17 protein-coding genes, 1 tRNA gene and 1 pseudogene are annotated in these 18,739 nt (G+C 48.7%); 6 read left to right on the top strand and 13 right to left on the bottom strand.

Features of this window, described 5'->3' with window-relative positions; translation table 11 throughout:
- Positions 1-95 precede the first annotated feature (95 nt).
- Positions 96-344, top strand: a complete 249-nt coding sequence (locus AC1S52_RS33170; RefSeq protein WP_482033330.1) for a hypothetical protein — start codon at positions 96-98, stop codon at positions 342-344.
- A 369-nt stretch (positions 345-713) separates the two neighbouring features.
- On the opposite strand, the gene AC1S52_RS33175 is transcribed toward AC1S52_RS33170, so the two are convergent.
- Positions 714-786, bottom strand: a tRNA-Ala gene (locus AC1S52_RS33175).
- A 286-nt stretch (positions 787-1,072) separates the two neighbouring features.
- Here AC1S52_RS33175 and AC1S52_RS33180 point away from each other — a divergent pair.
- On the top strand, positions 1,073-1,900 hold the full coding sequence (locus AC1S52_RS33180; RefSeq protein WP_482033331.1) for a metallophosphoesterase: 828 nt from the start codon (positions 1,073-1,075) through the stop codon (positions 1,898-1,900).
- Between the two features lie 26 nt (positions 1,901-1,926).
- Here the strand turns inward: AC1S52_RS33180 and AC1S52_RS33185 are convergent, their stop codons facing one another.
- The 5 genes from AC1S52_RS33185 to AC1S52_RS33205 form a co-directional block, all read right to left on the bottom strand.
- The gene (locus AC1S52_RS33185; RefSeq protein ID WP_482033332.1) at positions 1,927-2,466 is read right to left on the bottom strand and encodes a cell division protein SepF; all 540 of its coding nucleotides are present in this window, start codon (positions 2,464-2,466) and stop codon (positions 1,927-1,929) included.
- A gap of 377 nt (positions 2,467-2,843) precedes the next feature.
- Positions 2,844-4,310 carry a GAF domain-containing sensor histidine kinase gene (locus AC1S52_RS33190; RefSeq protein WP_482033333.1) on the bottom strand — a complete coding sequence of 489 codons (1,467 nt, stop codon included), beginning with the start codon at positions 4,308-4,310 and terminating at the stop codon, positions 2,844-2,846.
- 498 nt (positions 4,311-4,808) lie between these two features.
- Positions 4,809-5,327, bottom strand: coding sequence for a GUN4 domain-containing protein (locus tag AC1S52_RS33195; RefSeq protein ID WP_482033334.1), 519 nt, complete (start codon positions 5,325-5,327; stop codon positions 4,809-4,811).
- A 157-nt stretch (positions 5,328-5,484) separates the two neighbouring features.
- Complete coding sequence (gene rfaE2 / locus AC1S52_RS33200) at positions 5,485-5,982, bottom strand: D-glycero-beta-D-manno-heptose 1-phosphate adenylyltransferase (protein WP_482033335.1); 498 nt, start codon at positions 5,980-5,982, stop codon at positions 5,485-5,487.
- A 121-nt stretch (positions 5,983-6,103) separates the two neighbouring features.
- Complete coding sequence (locus AC1S52_RS33205; protein WP_482033336.1) at positions 6,104-6,790, bottom strand: response regulator transcription factor; 687 nt, start codon at positions 6,788-6,790, stop codon at positions 6,104-6,106.
- A 651-nt stretch (positions 6,791-7,441) separates the two neighbouring features.
- Between AC1S52_RS33205 and AC1S52_RS33210 the strand changes: the two genes are divergently transcribed.
- A complete protein-coding gene (locus tag AC1S52_RS33210; protein WP_482033337.1) occupies positions 7,442-8,866 on the top strand; it encodes an NADP-dependent isocitrate dehydrogenase in 1,425 nt (474 codons plus the stop codon).
- 121 nt (positions 8,867-8,987) lie between these two features.
- Here the strand turns inward: AC1S52_RS33210 and AC1S52_RS33215 are convergent, their stop codons facing one another.
- From AC1S52_RS33215 to AC1S52_RS33235, 5 genes are all read right to left on the bottom strand, one after another.
- Entirely contained in the window at positions 8,988-10,103 is a 1,116-nt protein-coding gene (locus AC1S52_RS33215; protein ID WP_482033338.1) for an LptF/LptG family permease, read from the bottom strand.
- A gap of 144 nt (positions 10,104-10,247) precedes the next feature.
- Complete coding sequence (gene lptB, locus AC1S52_RS33220) at positions 10,248-10,976, bottom strand: LPS export ABC transporter ATP-binding protein (protein WP_482033339.1); 729 nt, start codon at positions 10,974-10,976, stop codon at positions 10,248-10,250.
- A 55-nt stretch (positions 10,977-11,031) separates the two neighbouring features.
- Entirely contained in the window at positions 11,032-11,625 is a 594-nt protein-coding gene (locus tag AC1S52_RS33225) for an LptA/OstA family protein (protein WP_482033340.1), read from the bottom strand.
- A gap of 199 nt (positions 11,626-11,824) precedes the next feature.
- Entirely contained in the window at positions 11,825-12,259 is a 435-nt protein-coding gene (locus tag AC1S52_RS33230; RefSeq protein WP_482033341.1) for a DUF309 domain-containing protein, read from the bottom strand.
- Between the two features lie 275 nt (positions 12,260-12,534).
- Positions 12,535-13,710: a DUF58 domain-containing protein gene (locus AC1S52_RS33235; protein WP_482033342.1), complete on the bottom strand. Its 1,176-nt coding sequence runs from the start codon at positions 13,708-13,710 to the stop codon at positions 12,535-12,537.
- A 311-nt stretch (positions 13,711-14,021) separates the two neighbouring features.
- On the opposite strand from AC1S52_RS33235, the gene AC1S52_RS33240 reads away from it, so the two are divergent.
- On the top strand, positions 14,022-15,227 hold the full coding sequence (locus AC1S52_RS33240) for a type IV pilus twitching motility protein PilT (protein ID WP_482033343.1): 1,206 nt from the start codon (positions 14,022-14,024) through the stop codon (positions 15,225-15,227).
- Positions 15,228-15,285: 58 nt separating this feature from the next.
- On the opposite strand, the gene typA is transcribed toward AC1S52_RS33240, so the two are convergent.
- The gene (gene typA / locus AC1S52_RS33245) at positions 15,286-17,082 is read right to left on the bottom strand and encodes a translational GTPase TypA (RefSeq protein ID WP_482033344.1); all 1,797 of its coding nucleotides are present in this window, start codon (positions 17,080-17,082) and stop codon (positions 15,286-15,288) included.
- Between the two features lie 516 nt (positions 17,083-17,598).
- Here typA and AC1S52_RS33250 point away from each other — a divergent pair.
- Positions 17,599-18,066, top strand: a pseudogene (locus AC1S52_RS33250) (transposase); the annotation flags it as partial.
- Positions 18,067-18,079: 13 nt separating this feature from the next.
- Here AC1S52_RS33250 and AC1S52_RS33255 read toward each other — a convergent pair.
- The gene (locus AC1S52_RS33255; RefSeq protein ID WP_482033345.1) at positions 18,080-18,622 is read right to left on the bottom strand and encodes an IS630 family transposase; all 543 of its coding nucleotides are present in this window, start codon (positions 18,620-18,622) and stop codon (positions 18,080-18,082) included.
- 29 nt (positions 18,623-18,651) lie between these two features.
- On the opposite strand from AC1S52_RS33255, the gene AC1S52_RS33260 reads away from it, so the two are divergent.
- A partial coding sequence (locus AC1S52_RS33260) for a transposase (protein WP_482031489.1) occupies positions 18,652-18,739 on the top strand: 88 nt, incomplete at its 3' end.

Below are 18,739 nucleotides of genomic sequence, written 5' to 3' on the forward strand. Positions count from 1 at the left end.
GAGAAGCGATCGACCCCACTCTCTACCCCTAGCATGAGCAACTGCTTTTCTCCGTAATATAGAATCGATGCGGTAGTAGAAAAAGAGGAATCCCAATGGCAGCATCGGCACCTCTCAAAGGCGCAGAATTAATTGATTGTGCCAGAGCAAACGGTAGTTTTGGCGTTGAAATCGCATCCCAACGCTGTGGTTATGCTCAGATTGAGACATTTCAGCAAGAATTAAAGCAAGCCTGCGATTCAATCGGAGTTGAGTTTCAGGGCTTTGACGAGCTGGTCAAGTCTTCAGAACATCAGCAAGACCAGGGAGTGATTATTGCTCCTGATACTCCCAGTCAACTTTAAGGGATAAGGGGGTTGCTGAATAGCGGTATGAATTGGAACGAAGGCTTCGGCATGGGCATTCAGCGGAACGTCTCAATCCATTCAATTCCTAACTCATACCCGCAATCAGCAACGCCTAAAGTGGGGTTGCTGAATCAAGATGTGAACCGAAAAATCTACCCTCACCCTAGCCCTCTCCCAAAGGGCGAGGGAACAAGAGTTCTTGCTCCCTTCTGGGTTGGAGATGTGCTTGCTTCCCGCAGGATGGGCTAAACCGTACCTACATTCAGCAATGCCAAAAATTGCTTTTATTATTCTGATGGAAGCGAATCCTAAGGAAGCTTCTAAGCTTTCGGTCCACTTCAGTTAAATAGGTAAATGATTTCTATATGGAGATAAGCGGATTCGAACCGCTGACCCCTTCAATGCCATTGAAGTGCTCTACCAACTGAGCTATATCCCCGAAGCAAATCTAAAGCCATGTGGGTTGTATTGCATACAAATTGCTCACAGGACTTATGACCATCTGACGTTCAATCCTATCACAAAACCGCTCTAAGTTTCTTAGGGTAAATTTATGGGAAGTTTCCTGTCGCCTCTGGCATTACTAGCACCCATTTCTGAAGCAGGGGTGTTGTCCCTAAAAGCATTATTAAAGATATTTCCTGAGAAATGGAAAACATACTGACTCTGCCCATAGCTTTTCTAAAACCTTTGCTAGGCTGTAGAGGTTTTTGTCGTTGGATTCTATGCACCCTCTACTTACAGGTTCGTTAACCGTAGAGCAGATCCAGGTCAACATACCAGACCTGCCGATTACCCTGAAAGGACGCAAATTAGTTCAGCTCTCAGACTTTCATTTCGATGGTCTGCGGCTATCTAAATCTCTTTTACAGAAAGCGATCGCCACCAGCAACGCCGCCCAACCCGATCTGATTTTGCTAACGGGTGACTTTGTGACGGATAAACCCGCTGCCATCCACAACCTGGTACCGTGGTTGCAAAAGCTGGAAAGCCGAGATGGGATCTATGCCGTGTTGGGTAATCACGATAATTGGTACCCGCGATCGCGCCCCGAAATCATCCATGCCTTGAATGAGATTGGCATCCACGTTCTGTGGAATCAGATTGCTTACCCCTGGGGAGCAAAACTACCCATTGTAGGTCTGGCAGATCTTTGGTCATCCGACTTTTGCCCCGCTTCCGTCATGACTCAACTAGACGAATCGATTCCCCGCATCGTCCTTTCTCATAACCCTGACAGTGCTAAACAACTTCAGCAATGGCGAGTCGATCTCCAGCTATCCGGGCACAGTCACGGAGGGCAAATCGTGGTGCCTGGAATTGGCAATCTCGCTCAACACCTTTCAAACCTTTACAAATCCATGCCAAAACCAGTCCGGCGTTTTTTTCCATTCATGGAGGTATGCCATAGGACCGTTCGGCATTGGGAATGGGCGCAGGGATTGCACATTATCAACCCAAATCATCGTCTTTACGTCAATCGCGGTTTAGGCACCTACCTACCCGGACGACTGTTTTGTCCCCCAGAAGTCACAGTGATTACCCTCGGCTAGATCAGCCTGAGCTAAACCGCTTACCGCTAAATCATACGCGGCTTGCCAACCGCCCAATTGTGTACAGGAGGAGTTAAATGGGTGGGAGGAGGCACAGGTGCTTGCCCAACGTTCATCGATGCTGCCACTCCAGACGGGTAACTGCTAATCTGCACAAAACTAGGTGTAAATAGAAAAATATGCTCACCCAGACGTTCCTGATGTCCATCGATTGCAAAGGCAGCCCCTGCTACAAAATCTACACAGCGTTGGGCGGTATCTGGATCCATCAGACTCAAATTCATAATAATCGATTTACGTTCTCGTAATGCTGTCACCGCCTGTGGCATATCCTCAAAGGAACGAGGTTCCATCAGACACATCTCTGTCTGAGCCAAATTCCGATTTGGCATCCCAACGACGTTGGTAGCCTGCGCATTTACAGGAGCCGGACGCTGATCAACAGCGTAACGCCCATCCGCAGAGTAATACTCAGGGGGCATTTCCTCATCATACTCATACTCATATTCATCACCATATTGCTCCCCAAGTCCAATCGTGCCCCACATACGCTGAAAGATATTCATAGCAGCACTAACCCCTACCTAGTTCATACGTTCCATCTTAGCGGAGGATTAATCATCAGTCACGGTCCGCATACGGGTTAGGGGATTCCACGGAGGAAGCTTTTGGTCCTTTGGAGGCAAGTTTGACTAAGTTGGTTTCTCAACAGAAACCTTTTTTGTAAAAATACCTTTACAGAGGGAGCCGATATAACTTGGAATTCCCTGATTAAAGTTTAGACACTAGACTCAAAACTTTCAAACTCTTTAAATTGCTTTCGCTTTGAAGTCAAATATTCTACAGCGGTGCCCAGTGGTTGGTGGCGTAACCTCATTGGGGAGTCAGGAGCCAGAAAGCCTGTCTGATTCTGACTCCTGGCTTCTAAGAATTATCCGTATCTTTAAACCCCTTCATTTCCCTCAACCGTCTGGGGCAAGCTGATTAGATAGCGGTAACCCGACTCTGGCGAACCCTGAACTGTAATTTGCCCACCATGCATTTCTGCTAGTTGACGGCTAAGCAGCATTCCAATTTGGGAATGCAAAGTATTTTTTGAAGCTGCTTTTGCAACAACACTTCGAGAGGTTCTTGTAACTTCCCCACCGACTTTAGTCACGCCTGAATCCCCCCTAACCAAATCACCCTCCCACTCAGGTGAATGGAATCCCCCGTACAGTTCAACATCCGTACTATTTACATTGGCAGAGACGAGTGATGGTTGTCCACAAAATTCTGTGTAAGGCAAACCTTCACCCAGCCAGGGATGGGACACCCACACTGAAATGATTAAGGTCTTTCCACGATGGGATACATGTAAACGAACGATACTACCTGAATTAGAAACCTGAATCACGCTAAAGACGAGATGGTAGAGCATCTGTCGGACTTTATCTTTGTCTAATAGCCAAATCCGACGACCAGGTTCTACTGAAAGGCGAATTTCTTGTTCGCGACGTTGCGCCACTTGTTCCAGGGTATTAATTGCCTGTTGGCACAGCATCTCAATATCAACCGCCGCGAGATTTACTCCCTGGTGGCTATAGTTCAAATTGGATAGTTCTATAATTTCGTTCACCAGAGATAGTAAGTACTGACCACTATTGTGGATAATACTCAAATACTCTTTTTGTTTGCCCGTTAATGGTCCATAAATTTCACGGGTCAGAACACTTGCCATCCCCATCACTGATGTCAAAGGAGTTCGAAGTTCTTGGGTAAGATGGCTTAGTAATTCGACTTTTAACTGGCTGGCAACGGATTGGCTATCAGAAACGGGTTGAGAAGATAATTTTGGTGAAGGGGATGATGGAGGAGTAACCCCTTGCATCCGCTCAAACTCACTCATGCACCAGCGAGCAGTCAATTCTAAAAACTCGATGTCTCTTGCTGTAAAGTGACGGGGGGTTAAATCCATCACTGCCAGAGTGCCTACACAAAAGCCATTAGAGACGATCAGGGGAATTCCTAAATAGGAACGGATACCGTACTGGTGTGTCAAAAGGCTGCTGGCAAATGATGGATGGGTCAACGTGTCTTCAATTGAGAGAACTTGATGGCTGTCCACTACATGGATACAGAAAGATTCGGCACGGGGAAATTGCCGTAATGTTGCCAATTCATTCATCAATCCCAGTCTAGATAACCCCACCGCTGATTTAAACCGCTGCCGCTCCTGCTCCATCAGTCCCAGAATGCAAATGGGCATGTCCAGGAAATGGGCAGCAGTCTGAGTTGCTTCATCAAAAATTGGGATACTCTCAGCCTCCAGTAAGCCAAGCTCTTCCATCGCCAGCAGACGCTTCTGCTCACGAGTTGCAGCATTCAAACCATCAAGACGGCAAAATAGCCTGTGTTCAGGGTTTATCATTTCGGACCTGTAATCCCCGCGTGTCAGCATGGAACCCTTAATGGTTTCCAAGGGTTTTTAACTATACACAGCGTTCCCTAACATTTAGCTCAATGAACGCGGTACAGGTAGGGAGATTACTGAATTTTTCAAATTGCAAAATTGACAAGCAAGGAAGAACACTGAACTTAGTTAATTAGAGTTCATCTCCTCTAATTGCTCTTGCCAGGAATTAATACCAAGACTTTGAAAAAGAATATTTCCAAAAAGGATTTGTTCAGATTGACTACCAGGTTTTCTGGTTGAACACTTGAAATTGCAGCAATGCAGATTAAATCTGTCTGGTATGGCGATCCAAATATATAGCAAAAAATGAGAAAACCCTTTTTTGCACAGCCTTTTCATTTTATGAATAATTTAGAACTGCCATAGATTCTCTTGCTCACACCGATAGAACATCTGTGTGCAGAAAGGGGTGTAACTGCAACTATCAAAGTTTGTCAAGTGAAACAGGAATTATTATTTGGACCAGGCAGAATGTGCAAGTAGAGAAGCAATAACTCGCACGCCTCTTAACTGATTAGATAGCGGTAAGTGCCCTTTGGGGGCTGTAAGATCCCAGGTGAATTCTTGAGGGTAACGAGTCCAAGTATTGCCAGCCTTCCAACCAATTTTCGACCAAAACTTTTCCCAGTTTTTACCTACACCAAGCCAAATTTCTCGCTGAACGGAATAGCCAAACTTGCCGCCAGAGTACGTGAGCCAAAGATTATCGATTGTTTGTAAGTCGGTCGCAGGAAACTGTTCAACTTCCGTAAAGTAAAGCCATTTCCGCTGAGTGGCTGAATCCCCGGCTAGTTCGCAGAGTTTTTGGAGAGTGAATTGATCGGCTGCCTGAAAGTTTTGTTGGGCGAGTAGTTGTTGTAGTGGCGCATAGTCAATTCCAGCATCGGAAGTCAGAGGCACAGTAATTAAAGGGGTATTTTCAGAGTGATTACCAGTCAGATCGTTGATTGTGGGTTGATGCAAACTATCCATGAACTAAAACTAATGGAATAAGGAAATTTAAGAAAGGGGGCGGAGGGGAAAGGGGTGTTGGTTGTTGGTAAGAGAAGTGGGCAGAGGTTTCCTGGCTACCAATCACCGATGACTGACTACCCAACCCATGCTCAATTACCTGGGTAACCTGTGGGAGCTAAAGGCGAGTGGATGTCAGAATCCGGTCAATAATGGCAGAGGTTGAACTTGACACTTCAATTTGAATGAGTTCAATCCGACCGTTGTATGACTTCACAGCAATGGCTTCGGGTAAGGTCTCCATTTTATAGTCTCCTCCCTTGACATAAATGTCAGGTTTCAGAGTCTCCACCAGTTGGGTGGCGGTTGGCTCAACAAAGATCACCACGCCATCGACCGATTTGAGAGCAGCCAATACCTCTGCCCGTTGAGCTTCTGGCACGATCGGGCGTGGGGGAAATCCCGCAGCTTGAGGTTTAATCGCTTGTACAGACTGGTCGCTGTTTAAGCCAACAACCAGAGCCTTGCCGAGTTGTTTCGCTGCCTGTAAATACCGTACATGACCAGCGTGCAGAAGGTCAAAGCAGCCATTGGTGAGAACCAGTGGTCGCCAGTTCTGCGGGGCTGTGGCGATCGCTTGTTTCAGTTCATCCAGGGTATAAAGACCAGGAATCATGGGGAAAGGGGGAGGGAGAGGGGAGAGGGGTGAGGAGAGGGGAGAGGGGAGAGGGGTGAGGAGAGAGGAGAGGGGGAGATGATTTATTCTTCATCTTTCATCCTTCATCTCTGAATCTTTCCTAATTCTGCTCAGTCTCTTCCGTGGGTGGCTTGTAGCCACGCTCAAAGGCAAAGCGAACGAGTTGGGAACGGTTTTCGAGTTGTAGCTTACTGAGGATATTGCTGAGGTGGGTTTGTACGGTGCGGGGACTGACGAAGAGGCGATCGCCAATTTGTTTGTTGGTGTAGCCCTGAATGACTTCCCAAAATACTTTTTCTTCGGCAGGAGTCAGCGGTAGGGGGCTAGGTGTAGTATGGCTGACAGGAGGAGCAAGTTGGACGGAAGACCCGTTGGATTCAGCTTTTTGGAGCAACCGCACGATTTCAGTATGAATGCGGCGCGATCGCTCCAGTTGTGCTTCAATTTTTGCCAGCAATTCTCGCGGTTCAAAGGGCTTGATCAGGTAATCGTCTGCCCCAATGGAATGACCTTGAACCCGGTCTTCAACTTCTCCTTTGCTGGATAGAAAGATGAAGGGAACCAATTGTCCTGAACGGGTTGCCCGCAAGCGACGGCAAAACTCAAACCCATCCATTTCGGGCATCATCACATCTGAAACCACCAGATCAGGGGGATCTTCTTCAAAGGAATGCAGCGCTTCAATGCCCGAACCGACATCCTGCACTAGATACCCACGTTTGACCAGATACCGGGTAAGCGCCATTCGTAGCGTTGTGTCGTCATCAACCACCAAAATTCTTTTCATCTCGATTCCCACGCAGGTGTATGAGCAGGCACACTGAAAAACTTTTACAAATAGCCCTATGGGGAGAAGTAGAGCGAAATATTGATGGAAGTGGGTCTTTACTCTGAATAGCCGATCCGAATAGCCTTAACTGCCAAAACCCAGCACTAGAACCAGGAAGTTTTCGGACAGGCTTTAAGTAGAGTAAAGCCGATAAAGGGTTGCTCATTACTCTCATTTTAGAGTGCCCAAAGGATAGTAACCCAATGTCGTGAATGATCAAGAGTTTATGAAAGTGTTGATTTATCAAGAGTTTATGAAAAAGTCACTCAAAATACGACCGTTAAGGAGCAAAGAATCGATTAATCAGCGAGAGAATATATGGATCTTCTTTACAGACGGGTGAACCCAAAAAATTGCAGGGAGAGTGCTTTTGGGTTAACAGGTTTAGTTTTGTAGTCATAGGTACCGACTGTTATCCACTCTTACCCTGCATACTCAGATTGAGGATGCTAAAGAATCGTTCTCATGAATCTTAGTTTGACTTGCTGCATAATTTTACTTTTGAAACTGCTAGTGTAAGCTGTGGAAACTTTCCATGCCCTTCACTGTTTTGTGGCGATGGCTCCCCACTAAGAGTTTTCCTGTCCTATTTACCAGGAGTTGCTGTAGATGATGTATGAACGGATCACCCCTCCCGATGCGGGATCTCAAATTACGTTCAAGAATGGTGAACCCGTTGTTCCAGATAGTCCCATCATTCCCTATATTCGCGGAGACGGAACAGGAATCGACTTGTGGCCCGCTTCGCAGAGAGTTTTTGATGCAGCAGTTGAGGCAGCTTACGGCGGCAAACGGAAGATTGTCTGGTTTAAGGTATTTGCAGGTGATGAGGCTTGCGAGAAGTACGGCACCTATCAGTATTTACCAGAGGATACGCTACAAGCGATTAGAGAATACGGAGTGGCAATCAAGGGTCCCCTGACTACCCCGATTGGTGGTGGCATTCGATCGCTCAATGTCGCTTTGCGCCAGATTTTTGATCTGTACGCCTGTGTTCGCCCTTGCAAGTACTATCGGGGGACTCCCTCCCCCCACCGAACGCCTGAAAAATTAGATGTCATTATTTACCGGGAGAATACCGAAGATATTTACCTGGGAATTGAGTGGAAACAGGGTTCAGAGGGGGGCGATCGCCTGATCAAAATTCTCAACGAAGACTTAATTCCTGCCACTCCAGAGCATGGCAAAAAACGAATTCCTCTAGACTCTGGGATTGGCATTAAGCCTATTAGCAAGACGGGTTCTCAGCGACTGGTACGTCGGGCGATTAAACACGCTCTTCGCCTGCCCAGGCACAAGCAGATGGTAACGCTGGTGCATAAGGGCAACATTATGAAGTACACCGAGGGAGCTTTCCGCGATTGGGGCTATGAAGTGGCAACAAGCGAATTTCGGGCGGAGTGTGTGACCGAGCGAGAATCCTGGATTTTGGACAATCGCGAGAAACAACCTGACCTCAGCCTGGAAGACAATGCCCGCCTGATTGAACCCGGTTACGATGGGATGACGCTGGAAAAGCGGGAAAAAACCTGCGCTGAAGTGAAGGAAGTGCTAGATACCATTTGGGAAACCCACGGCAATGGGCAGTGGAAAGACAAAATCATGGTGAATGACCGCATCGCCGACAGCATTTTCCAGCAGATTCAGACTCGTCCTGATGAGTACTCTATTCTGGCAACCATGAACCTGAATGGGGATTATCTATCGGATGCGGCAGCGGCGATCGTGGGGGGGCTTGGTATGGGTCCAGGTGCCAACATCGGTGATCAGTGCGCCATCTTTGAAGCCACTCACGGGACGGCTCCTAAACATGCTGGGTTGGATCGGGTCAACCCCGGTTCTCTCATTCTCTCTGGGGTGATGATGCTGGAATACATGGGCTGGCAGGAAGCCGCAGACCTGATTACCAAAGGAATTGGGGCAGCCATTTCTAATCGTGAGGTGACCTATGATTTAGCGCGTTTGATGGAACCGCCAGTCAACCCACCGCTAAAATGTTCAGAGTTTGCTGAAGCGATTATTCGGCATTTTTAGAATCGGGAATGGGTAAAAAGAAGACAGGAGTCAGAAGCCAGGAAGGAACTGACTCCTGACTCCTAGCTTTTTTTTACAGTGGTGGTCTTTCGCCTTCAGTTAAAAGCCAGCAATACCTTTGCTACCGGCTATGGCGAATCAGAAGCGCCGTTCCTGCCCCCAGGATCGTCAAATTGGGCAGCCATGCGGCAACGGGGGCAGAGAGAACTTCAAGCAGGTAAAGCGTGTCGCAGATTTGGGTGAATAGGAAATAAAACAGGATGATTAGCAAGCCAACCAAAAAGCGAATGGCACGGCGACTGGTGCGTTGCGATCGAATCCCTAAAGCTGCCCCTACCAAGCCGAAAGCTGGACAGATGAAGGGAAAGGAAACTTTTTGATTCAGACGCAACCGCAGCCTGACGACTTCTTTCTGACTACTCGTTTCACCGACCGTCTCCAGATATTTCCGAATATCTGCCATGTTCATTTCAATCGGATCGGTGGTTGCTCGGGCAATATCCAGGGGAGCGCGAGGAAGCTGAAGCTGTTGCTGGTCAAACTTGAGAATATTTCGATAGGAACCACTCTGATCAACGACATAGATTGTGCCGTTGAAAAAATCCCAGGTTTTCTGGTCAGAGTTCCAAATGGCTGATTCTGCCATCACAATCTGATTTAACCCAATCTGGGAGAAATCTAAAATGGTCAATCCCTTCATTTGCCTGCCATCAAACTCTCTGGCATAAAAGATCCGGGTTAGACCTCTTTCACTCTCGCCGGATGGTAGCTGTAACCTGCCAAACTCCTGATAAAGAATATTTCTTTCCCGAAATCGGGTTTCCCTACCTTTTAACGCCAGATCCAGGGTTTGAGTAGCCTGTCGATTGGCAGCAGGAACAACCGCTTCGTTGAACACAAAGGTAATACCCGTAATCAACAGGCTCAACACCAGGGCTGGGACAACTAAGCGCCAAACGCTAACGCCACAACTGCGGAGGGCAATTAGTTCACTGTTTCCAGAAAGCTGATCGTAAACAAACAGAAAGGCGATCAGCAGGGAGATTGGAAATGAAAAGCTGATGAAGTAAGGCAGCTTCAGCAACAGCACTTGCAGCGCAATGGTAGGCGGCAGTCCTGCATCTGCAATTTTGCGCGACAGGTCAAACAGAACACCGATCGCCACCCCAATGGACGAAAAAGCTCCCACACAAAACAGGAATGGAGCAATCAACTCGCTAATGATGTAGCGGTCCATAATAGGTGCTCCCAGCCAACCAAAAGGGTTGCCAGGGAGCTTGCGAGGGGGGAAGGAGGTGGAGGACATGGAAGAGGGAAAAGGAGTGAGGGGGTTGATTAGTTGTTAGTTGTTGGTGAAGGAGAAGAACCCCTCACCCCTTTACTAGGGCTGAAAATTATCGCCCAAATAATATTGCCTGACGAGGGGGTTGCTGTATAGTTCTTCAGCATTACCAGAAGCCAGAATTTGACCATCACGCATGATATATGCGCGGTCAGTGATCGCCAGGGTTTCGCGAACGTTGTGGTCAGTAATCAGGATGCCCATCTGGCGATCGCGTAAACGAGCAATAATCTGCTGAATCTCAGCGACCGCGATCGGATCGACTCCGGCAAACGGTTCATCCAATAGCAAAAACTTAGGACCATTTTGTCCACTAGCCAGTGCTCTTGCCAGTTCTGTGCGACGACGCTCTCCACCTGAAATTCTTACTGCTAATGTGTTTGCAACTTTATTTAGACGAAATTCATCCAGCAAGTAGGATAGACGCTTTCCCCGTTCACGGAAAGGAATATTCGTCTGCTCCATAATTAACAAAATATTCTCTCGCACACTGAGGTGACGAAAGATACTGGCTTCTTGCGCCAGGTAGCCAATTCCTAATCGCGCCCGCTTATGGATGGGCAGCGCCGTAATTTCCACATCATTCAACCAGACCCGCCCCTGATCTGGTTTTTCAAGCCCGGTCGCCATGTAAAAGGTGGTTGTTTTGCCTGCGCCGTTGGGGCCCAGAAGCCCAACCACCTCTCCTTGAGCAACAGAAAGGCTGACCCGGCTGACAATGGCGCGTTGACCGTAGGACTTATGAACATTCTCAAGGGCAATTTTCAACAGTCCTCTCCTGTCTGAGCCACTCTACAAAAAAACAATCTTACCAAACTGAGGATCAACGTCCACCTGGTGGTAAAGGGGTTGTCGTAGGGGAGGTGGTTTCTAGCCGCACATCAGGGGATTGGGTGGAAGGGGAAGGAGAAAACTCTGATTGGGTTCCAAAAGGCGATGGTGTCGCCTCAGACCCAGGCGGGGGAGGGCTTGCATCGGGAACAAGGTAGATGGATTCAACTTGACTGGGGGGAGCAGGCAAGGCAACAAACCGCCCTTCATCAATCAGATACGTAATGGTTTCGCCCCTCATACTGTTTCCCTCTTGCAGCACATAAACATTACCACTCAGTACAATCCGTCGCTCTCGGCTGAAATACTGAGCCTGGGCAGCCGTTGCCTGGACCTGGCGAGCGGGATAGTTGATTTGAACATTACCACGGGCAGTTACTACACCCGTTTTGGCGTTCGCTTCCTGAACATCTGAACGTAAAGTCATTGCCCGCCCTTCGGTAGTTTGGGCTTCCGCAGGAGTACTGATAGAGAACAAGTTAACCAAACAGCTCGGATAGAAAGAAGCTGTCAGTATGACTAATGCCGTAATTGCCAGCTTGAGCCGATGGTTAAGGGGATGAAGGATTTCAGGAGAAGAGGTCATGGAGCGGAGACTCAGCAAAGAAAAAACGGTAAGGTCAAGGAAAGTTTGACATGAATCCTGTAGGTAGTTTACTCAAATTCAGTTGAGTCAGATAAACCTGTTCAAGAAATCATGGTTACTGGTTCTACCAGTGTATGACTGATGATGGCTCTATGAAGTTTCCCACCAGCGTTATTCGCTCCTGGAAGCAGTACAGGGATCAGGTTGAACTTTTTTTCAGCGTTGGAAGAGCGATCGCCCCTAACTCCGCTTCCCCCCGATTCTCGGCTCCATTAGTCCGATAGTCAACCTGCTGAACAATTTCAGCTACCTGTTCAGGTCCAGTTTCGTGGAGGATTTTCAACATCTGAGCCGCTTCATCCAATAAATTCTCAATATTAATACCTCCGTAATCTGGCTGATAGACTCTCAGGCGGTTTATCCCTTCACCCAGCAGGATAACGGCTCCGCGCCAGTTTTGACTTTCTAGATGGTACAGCGCTACCGCAATTTGCAAAATTCCCTGATAAAACTGTTTGTCGGGTTCTGAAGCCTCCATCCACAGAGCTTCTAAAGTGTCATGGCAGGCATAAAACTGGTGCTGATTAAACTGCTCAACACCCTGCCAGAATTCGTCAGGTTGGCGGTGGGTCATCAGAAGAAAGGTGATAGGTGGTAGTCAGGACGGGATGAGGAGTGAGGAGGAAGATAATTTAGTGGTCTATCGCTTGTCGCTTCCAAAACTCCCTCATAAATTTATAATTCTCAATTCTTAACTTTTAACTCTTAACTCTTAAATTTTCCCCTCTCCTCTCTGCTCCCCTAGTGGTTCACCCAAGGAACTTTGCCTGGGTATCTAAACCCGGAAAAACCAATTTCGGGGTTTTGAAGGGTTTGCAAACCCTTCAAAATCTGCTTGGCATACTAGCTTTAACCATTCTCTAGCTGAGCTTGCAAAGGCTGATCCGGTTTGATTCTAATGCCAGGACTGTTGCTAAGCAGGGGAGAAGAGTCTATGTCGGATGGTAAAGGTAACTGGGCATCAGTCCATAGAATCCAGCGGCTACCAGATGGCAGGGTATTCAGCCCATAAGGGTTCTGAGTCAACCAGATGAGGGGAGCAGAGGGCAAGTCTTGTGCATATACGTCTTCACCTGCCTGCACAGCCGCTAATGTTTCTAAAACAACCGGATTGCCTTGGACTAGCCCTGAACCTGCGGTCCAAAGTTTGACCCTTAAGCGGTGCTGGTTGGCGTAGAAATAAAGAGAAGCAGCAGCGATGACTGCCTGTTCAAAGTTTTCTGAGGACGAGGTCGCCTTTCCAGCCTGCCAGGGTCGGGCACTGTCCAGACAAATGACCAGTTCCTGTCCGCCTGTTAACACTTCCAGTTCTCGAATCCGCAATTCCCCGTAGCGGGCGCTGGTTCGCCAATGGACTAGGCGGGTAGGGTCTCCCCAGCGGTAGGGACGCAGGGATCGGGTAATCCCTTCGGTGGCTGCCTGGGTACGGCGATCGCTATTGAACTGCAAGCGGGTGTCTCGTCCCATGCCATCAATCAATGGACAGCGGGTGAGTGGTAGAACCGTGGGATAGACGACGGCTTTTACAGGTTCCGTTCGGCTCCGCCGACACCAGAACAAGCCCAGAGGAGCTGCCGTTCTTAACTCTATAGTCTGCCAGCGGTAGATGCCTCGCTGTTGGGTGGGTTGAAAGTAAACCCAGTGATAGGAATCTTTCGGAGGAAGGCTTTCAACGGCATGGACGACAGGCTTGCCCAGGATATAGGGCAGCTTGTCCAGAAATTGAATTAATGATTTCGGTTGATTCGTTGGGTTCTCCAACATGAGTTCAACCGTTAATTGGTCGCCAACACTGACCGGTTGGATAGGCTTGCGGTGAACGAAAATGTTGCGTAGTATACGCTCAGGTAGGATGGCAGCGATCGCTAACAGTGCAATGCCAATTCCGCTTAACACATAAAGCCAGCCTGCTAAGGTATTGGTAGCAGCGACAAAGAAAAAGAAGGTCAGCCCACCCAACAGCCAACCGCTGTAAGCAGGGTTTACCCAGCGGGTTTCTAGCCATTCAGCAATGCGTTTAACCATGCTTTTGTATCGTCAGGGTGGGTTAAAAAGTATAGTTCAATCAGGAGTTTTTAATGGGGCTATCGCCGAAGCGATCATCCCACCTCGATAACAAGAATCCTAAGAATAGAGATCAGTCCAGGTTGACTCGATACAATTAATGGATATTTTCTTAACGAAGTGTCTTCCTTAAGATTCACTATTTAAATCCATTGGTTTGGGAGAGCTTGCCAAACTCTATCTCGCTAGTTTACCCAGCCTATTACCTGTTGAACGACTCGGCTCCAGCCCAATCTGTTTCTCTAACCCAAAATCAACAAGTAGAGATACCTATGAACGGTTCTTCACCCCGACCTCAAGATCATTTGCCTGTACCCCCTCCCCCGCCGGCACCCACTCCCATGCAAGGGCAACAGGTTGAAGCACCGTCAGCCAATACGATTGAGCAGATGGTCAGAGATGCCCATGCAAGGCAGGCATCGGATATCCACATTCGGGTAGGGGAAGCTCCCCGCTTCCGTGTCAGGGGGCAAATGGTGCAGCCCAGGGATCAGGTCACTGTGACACCTGAGATTTTTGAGCAATACCTGACTGAGATTCTTCCCCCTGCTCAAGTAGAGCGATTTAATCGGGACAAAGAACTGGATACTGCCATCTTTTACCCAGGGTTCTTGCGCTGTCGGGTCAATGTGTTTGAAACCCTGCGCGGCGGGGCAATCGTGCTCCGTTTGATTTCCCTGGATGTGCCAACCATTGATGGTTTAGGATTGCCCCCTGTCCTGAAGCATTTGTCAGCTCAACCCCAGGGATTGATTTTGGTCACGGGGCCGACAGGGTCTGGTAAATCTACAACGATCGCCGCCATGATTCGGCACATGAATGAAACCCAGACCCGGCACATTGTTTCCATTGAAGACCCAATTGAATATGTTCACTCTTCCCATCGCTGCCTGATCAGCCAGCGGGAGGTGGGGCTACATACTCACGAATTCCACAGTGCGCTGCGTTCAGTCCTGCGGGAAGACCCGGATGTCATTCTAATTGGGGAAATGCGCGATCGCATTACAGTTGATACCGCACTAAAAGCTGCCCAAACGGGTCACTTGGTCTTAGGAACCCTGCACACCCGCAACGCCATCAACGCAGTCAGCCGCCTACTCAACATCTATAACCCGGATGAGCAGCCAGCCATGCGAGTCCAGATCACTGAATCACTGATCTCAGTCATTGCCCAGGTACTGATTCCAACCACGGATGGTCGCCGTACTGCCGCCCACGAAATTCTGATCAATACCCCCGCAATGGCAGACTACCTGCTGAAAGGCGAAGATGGAGAGGCGTTCCACTTAATGGAAACCGATACCAACGAAGGGATGCAAGTGCTCAACCAGGCACTCTGCGACCTGGTGTTGTTGGGTAAGATCAGCCCAGACGATGCCGTTCGTGCCTCTACGGACGCAGGCGACCTACGCCGCCGTGTCAGGAATGAAGGCTTTGACCCGTCCCGAAACGCTGGACGCGATTTTTCCCATGCATAAATGAGGTGATAGGTGGTCGCCGCCTGCCCCTACCACCTATCACCTACCACCTTAAGCATTACCGCTTTGCCAGCTTCTTCTCTTTTGCCACCTTACGCAGGCGGATTGATTTGGGTGTGACTTCTACCAACTCATCGGGACCAATGTACTCCAGGGCACGTTCCAGACTCATATCTACAGGTGCCTGAAGTTGAACCAGTTCCTCGCCGCTGGAAGCTCGGTGGTTGGTTAATTGCTTAGTCTTGCAAATATTCAGTTCCAGATCCTGTTGACGGTTGTGTTCACCCACAATCATGCCCTTGTAGACTTTCACCCCAGGCGTGATGAAAAATACGCCCCGGTCTTCCGCGTTTTTCAAGGCATAGAAGGTGGCAGTTCCCTCTTCAAAGGCAATTAATACTCCGTTACGACGGGCATCGATTTCTCCGGTAAGCGGGCGGTAGTCCAGGAAACTGTGATTCATAATGCCATTGCCACGGGTTAGTCGCATAAACTCACCCCGGAAGCCAATCAGACCCCGTGCTGGAATGACAAATTCCAATTGAGTCCGACCATTCGCACTAACCTGCATATCCTGCATTTCACCTTTGCGCTGTCCCAGGCGTTCCATGCAGCTACCGACTGCCTCTTCGGGCACATCCAGAACTAGTGTTTCATACGGTTCACAGGGCTGTCCGTTGACTTCGCGGTAGATGACCTGAGGCTGGGACACCTGGAACTCATAGCCTTCCCGTCGCATTGTTTCGATCAAAATGCCCAGGTGAAGTTCACCCCGACCAGAGACCAAAAACTTGTCGGGAGAGTCGGTTTCTTCGACACGCAGGGCGACATTAGTTTCCAGTTCGCGCATCAGGCGATCGCGCACCTGCCGTGAAGTGACCAATTTCCCTTCCTGTCCAGCAAAGGGGGAGTCATTCACTGAGAAGGTCATTTGCAGGGTGGGTTCATCCACCTTAATCAGAGGCAGTGCCTGGGGATCATTGGGATCTGTAATTGTCTCGCCAATGTTGGCATCGGCAAAACCCGCCACTGCCACAATGTTGCCAGCCGAGGCTGATTCAATGTCAACCCGTTTCAGCCCCTCAAAGCCCATGAGTTTCGAGATCTTGGCTTTCACAATGGTGCCGCTCTCAGTCACCAGGGCTGCCTGTTGTCCCATGTGAATCGTGCCATTATGAATTTTGCCAATCACAATTCGACCCAGGTAGTCGGAATAGTCCAGAGTAGTCACCTGCAACTGGAGTGGTTTAGTGGAGTCGCCAATTGGAGGTGGAACATGGTGCAAAAATGCGTCAAACAGGGGCTTCATGTCTAGGGGTTCATCATCCAACTGTTCGATCGCAAACCCTGCCAGCCCGGAGGCAAACAGATAGGGAAACTCGCACTGGTCGTCATCGGCTCCCAGTTCCAGGAACAGATCCAGCACCTTGTCAACCGCTCCGTGGGGATCTGCCTGGGGGCGATCAATCTTATTGACCAGCACAATTGGGCGCAATCCTTTTTCCAATGCCTTTTTTAGAACAAACCGTGTTTGAGGCATCGGACCTTCGTTGGCATCGACAATCAGCAGGCAGCCATCCACCATGCCCAGCACGCGCTCGACTTCGCCACCAAAGTCTGCGTGACCGGGGGTATCGACAATATTGATCAGCGTCTCTTTGTAGCGAACCGCTGTATTCTTAGAAAGAATTGTAATGCCCCGCTCCCGTTCCAGGTCGTTGGAGTCCATCACGCAGTCCGGCACGTCTTCTCCTTCACGAAAAGTGCCCGCTTGCTTGAGTAATGCATCTACGAGGGTGGTCTTACCGTGGTCAACGTGAGCAATGATGGCAACATTGCGAATTGGGAGAGTCATAAAAAAATCACCTGCAAAAGGTCAGGACGTTCGGGGTGGGTGGACGGGTATGAGAGCACATAGGAGCAGAAACAGCTTCTTAACGAATTTTTCCCAAAACCTGATTGCAAATTCTGGTAAAGAAGCCTTAACAATTCTAACGTGTTTGTTTCCCGTTCTGGGGTGTAAGAAAACAACTTCTGAATTTTGTTTGGCGCTGGGTGCCAGCAGACCGTCGCTATCGACCGAGCCAAGGTAGGGAGGGCGGCTTGGGACGATGGTGGGTTTCCTGTCGTTAACCTAACCTAACGAGGCGGGAGATTGCGCTACCCTTCAAGGCGGAAATCGACCTACCCTTTCTACCCCTCTTTAATCACTTTGAGAGGAAGAATTTATACCAATTTGAATTGAAACCACGGCAGATCCCAGTACGGGCTTGGCAGTGCCAAGCCCCTCCAGAACTTCGATGTGCCCACAAGTCCGTTCAAATCGGTATTAGAATAGGAGGTAGAGAGTTTAGGGCGAAAGCAAGATACAATGCCAGCTTCAAGAGAGGCTCGACCTACCATTCGCTTTGTGGATGAATACTGCGAGTTATATGAGGGGTTATTTCCCGAAGTGCGAAGCTTTGAAGCGTTTAAGTTTCTACACTTGGGGATGATTAGCGAGATTAAACGGAAATCGTTGCCTGCAATTGCCAAAGCAGTTGGACTCGATAACCAACAAAACTTACATCACTTTTTGAGTGAATCTCCGTGGACAGCCCCACAGCTACGTCAGAGGCGGTTGGAGATCATCTTGAAAGTGCTTAACGGGCGGAGATTGATTTTATTAATCGATGAGACTGGAGATTGCAAAAAAGGGAAAAGTACCGATTATGTCAAACGACAATACATCGGTAACGTGGGTAAAAAGGAGAATGGCATCGTTGCCGTCACGGCTTATGGATTAGTGGACGGGATGATCTTGCCATTGACCTTTGAAGTCTACAAACCGAGAGAACGACCTACAGCGGTTTTCAGATGAATAAGCCACAATGAGCGAACCAGCTTAGGGCATCCTCATCGGAAATGCACTCATTGATAATTCGGGTTAGCGCTTGGTCCAGTGCTTCTGTGGTTCGAGCTTTAGCAGATCGCAACAGTTGCTTGAGTTTCGACCAACCCAACTCAATGGGTGAAAGGTCGGAGGAGTAAGGTGGTAAAAACACAACTTTTGCTCCGACCGCTTCGATTGCTGCTTGAATGACCGAGGCATGATGAACGGGTAAGTTATCCATCACAACGATTGCTCCTACCCATAACTGAGGAATCAGAATCTCCTGGATATAGAACAAGAACACGGCGGTATTGACACTGCCAACGATACTCATAGTGGCAATCAACCCATCGATACTCATGCCACCAATCAACGAGATGTTCTTTCCCCTATTGCCCGGAGTCTCACTGTCATACAAGCGTTCGCCCACAGGAGCGCGACCATACAAGCGTGTCATGGTGAGATGGATACCCGTTTCATCAATGAATACCAAGTTCCGAGGGTCGATGGTGAGGCGTTGCATAATGGGAATATGAAATCAGGGTGAAACCGATGCAATGTCCCGAATGTGGCTCAACTGACATCAGTAAGAACGGCAAGCAAAGAGGTAAACAAAATTACCTCTGCAAAACCTGTCGGC

It is taken from the genome of Kovacikia sp. CALU 1929, assembly GCF_056784235.1.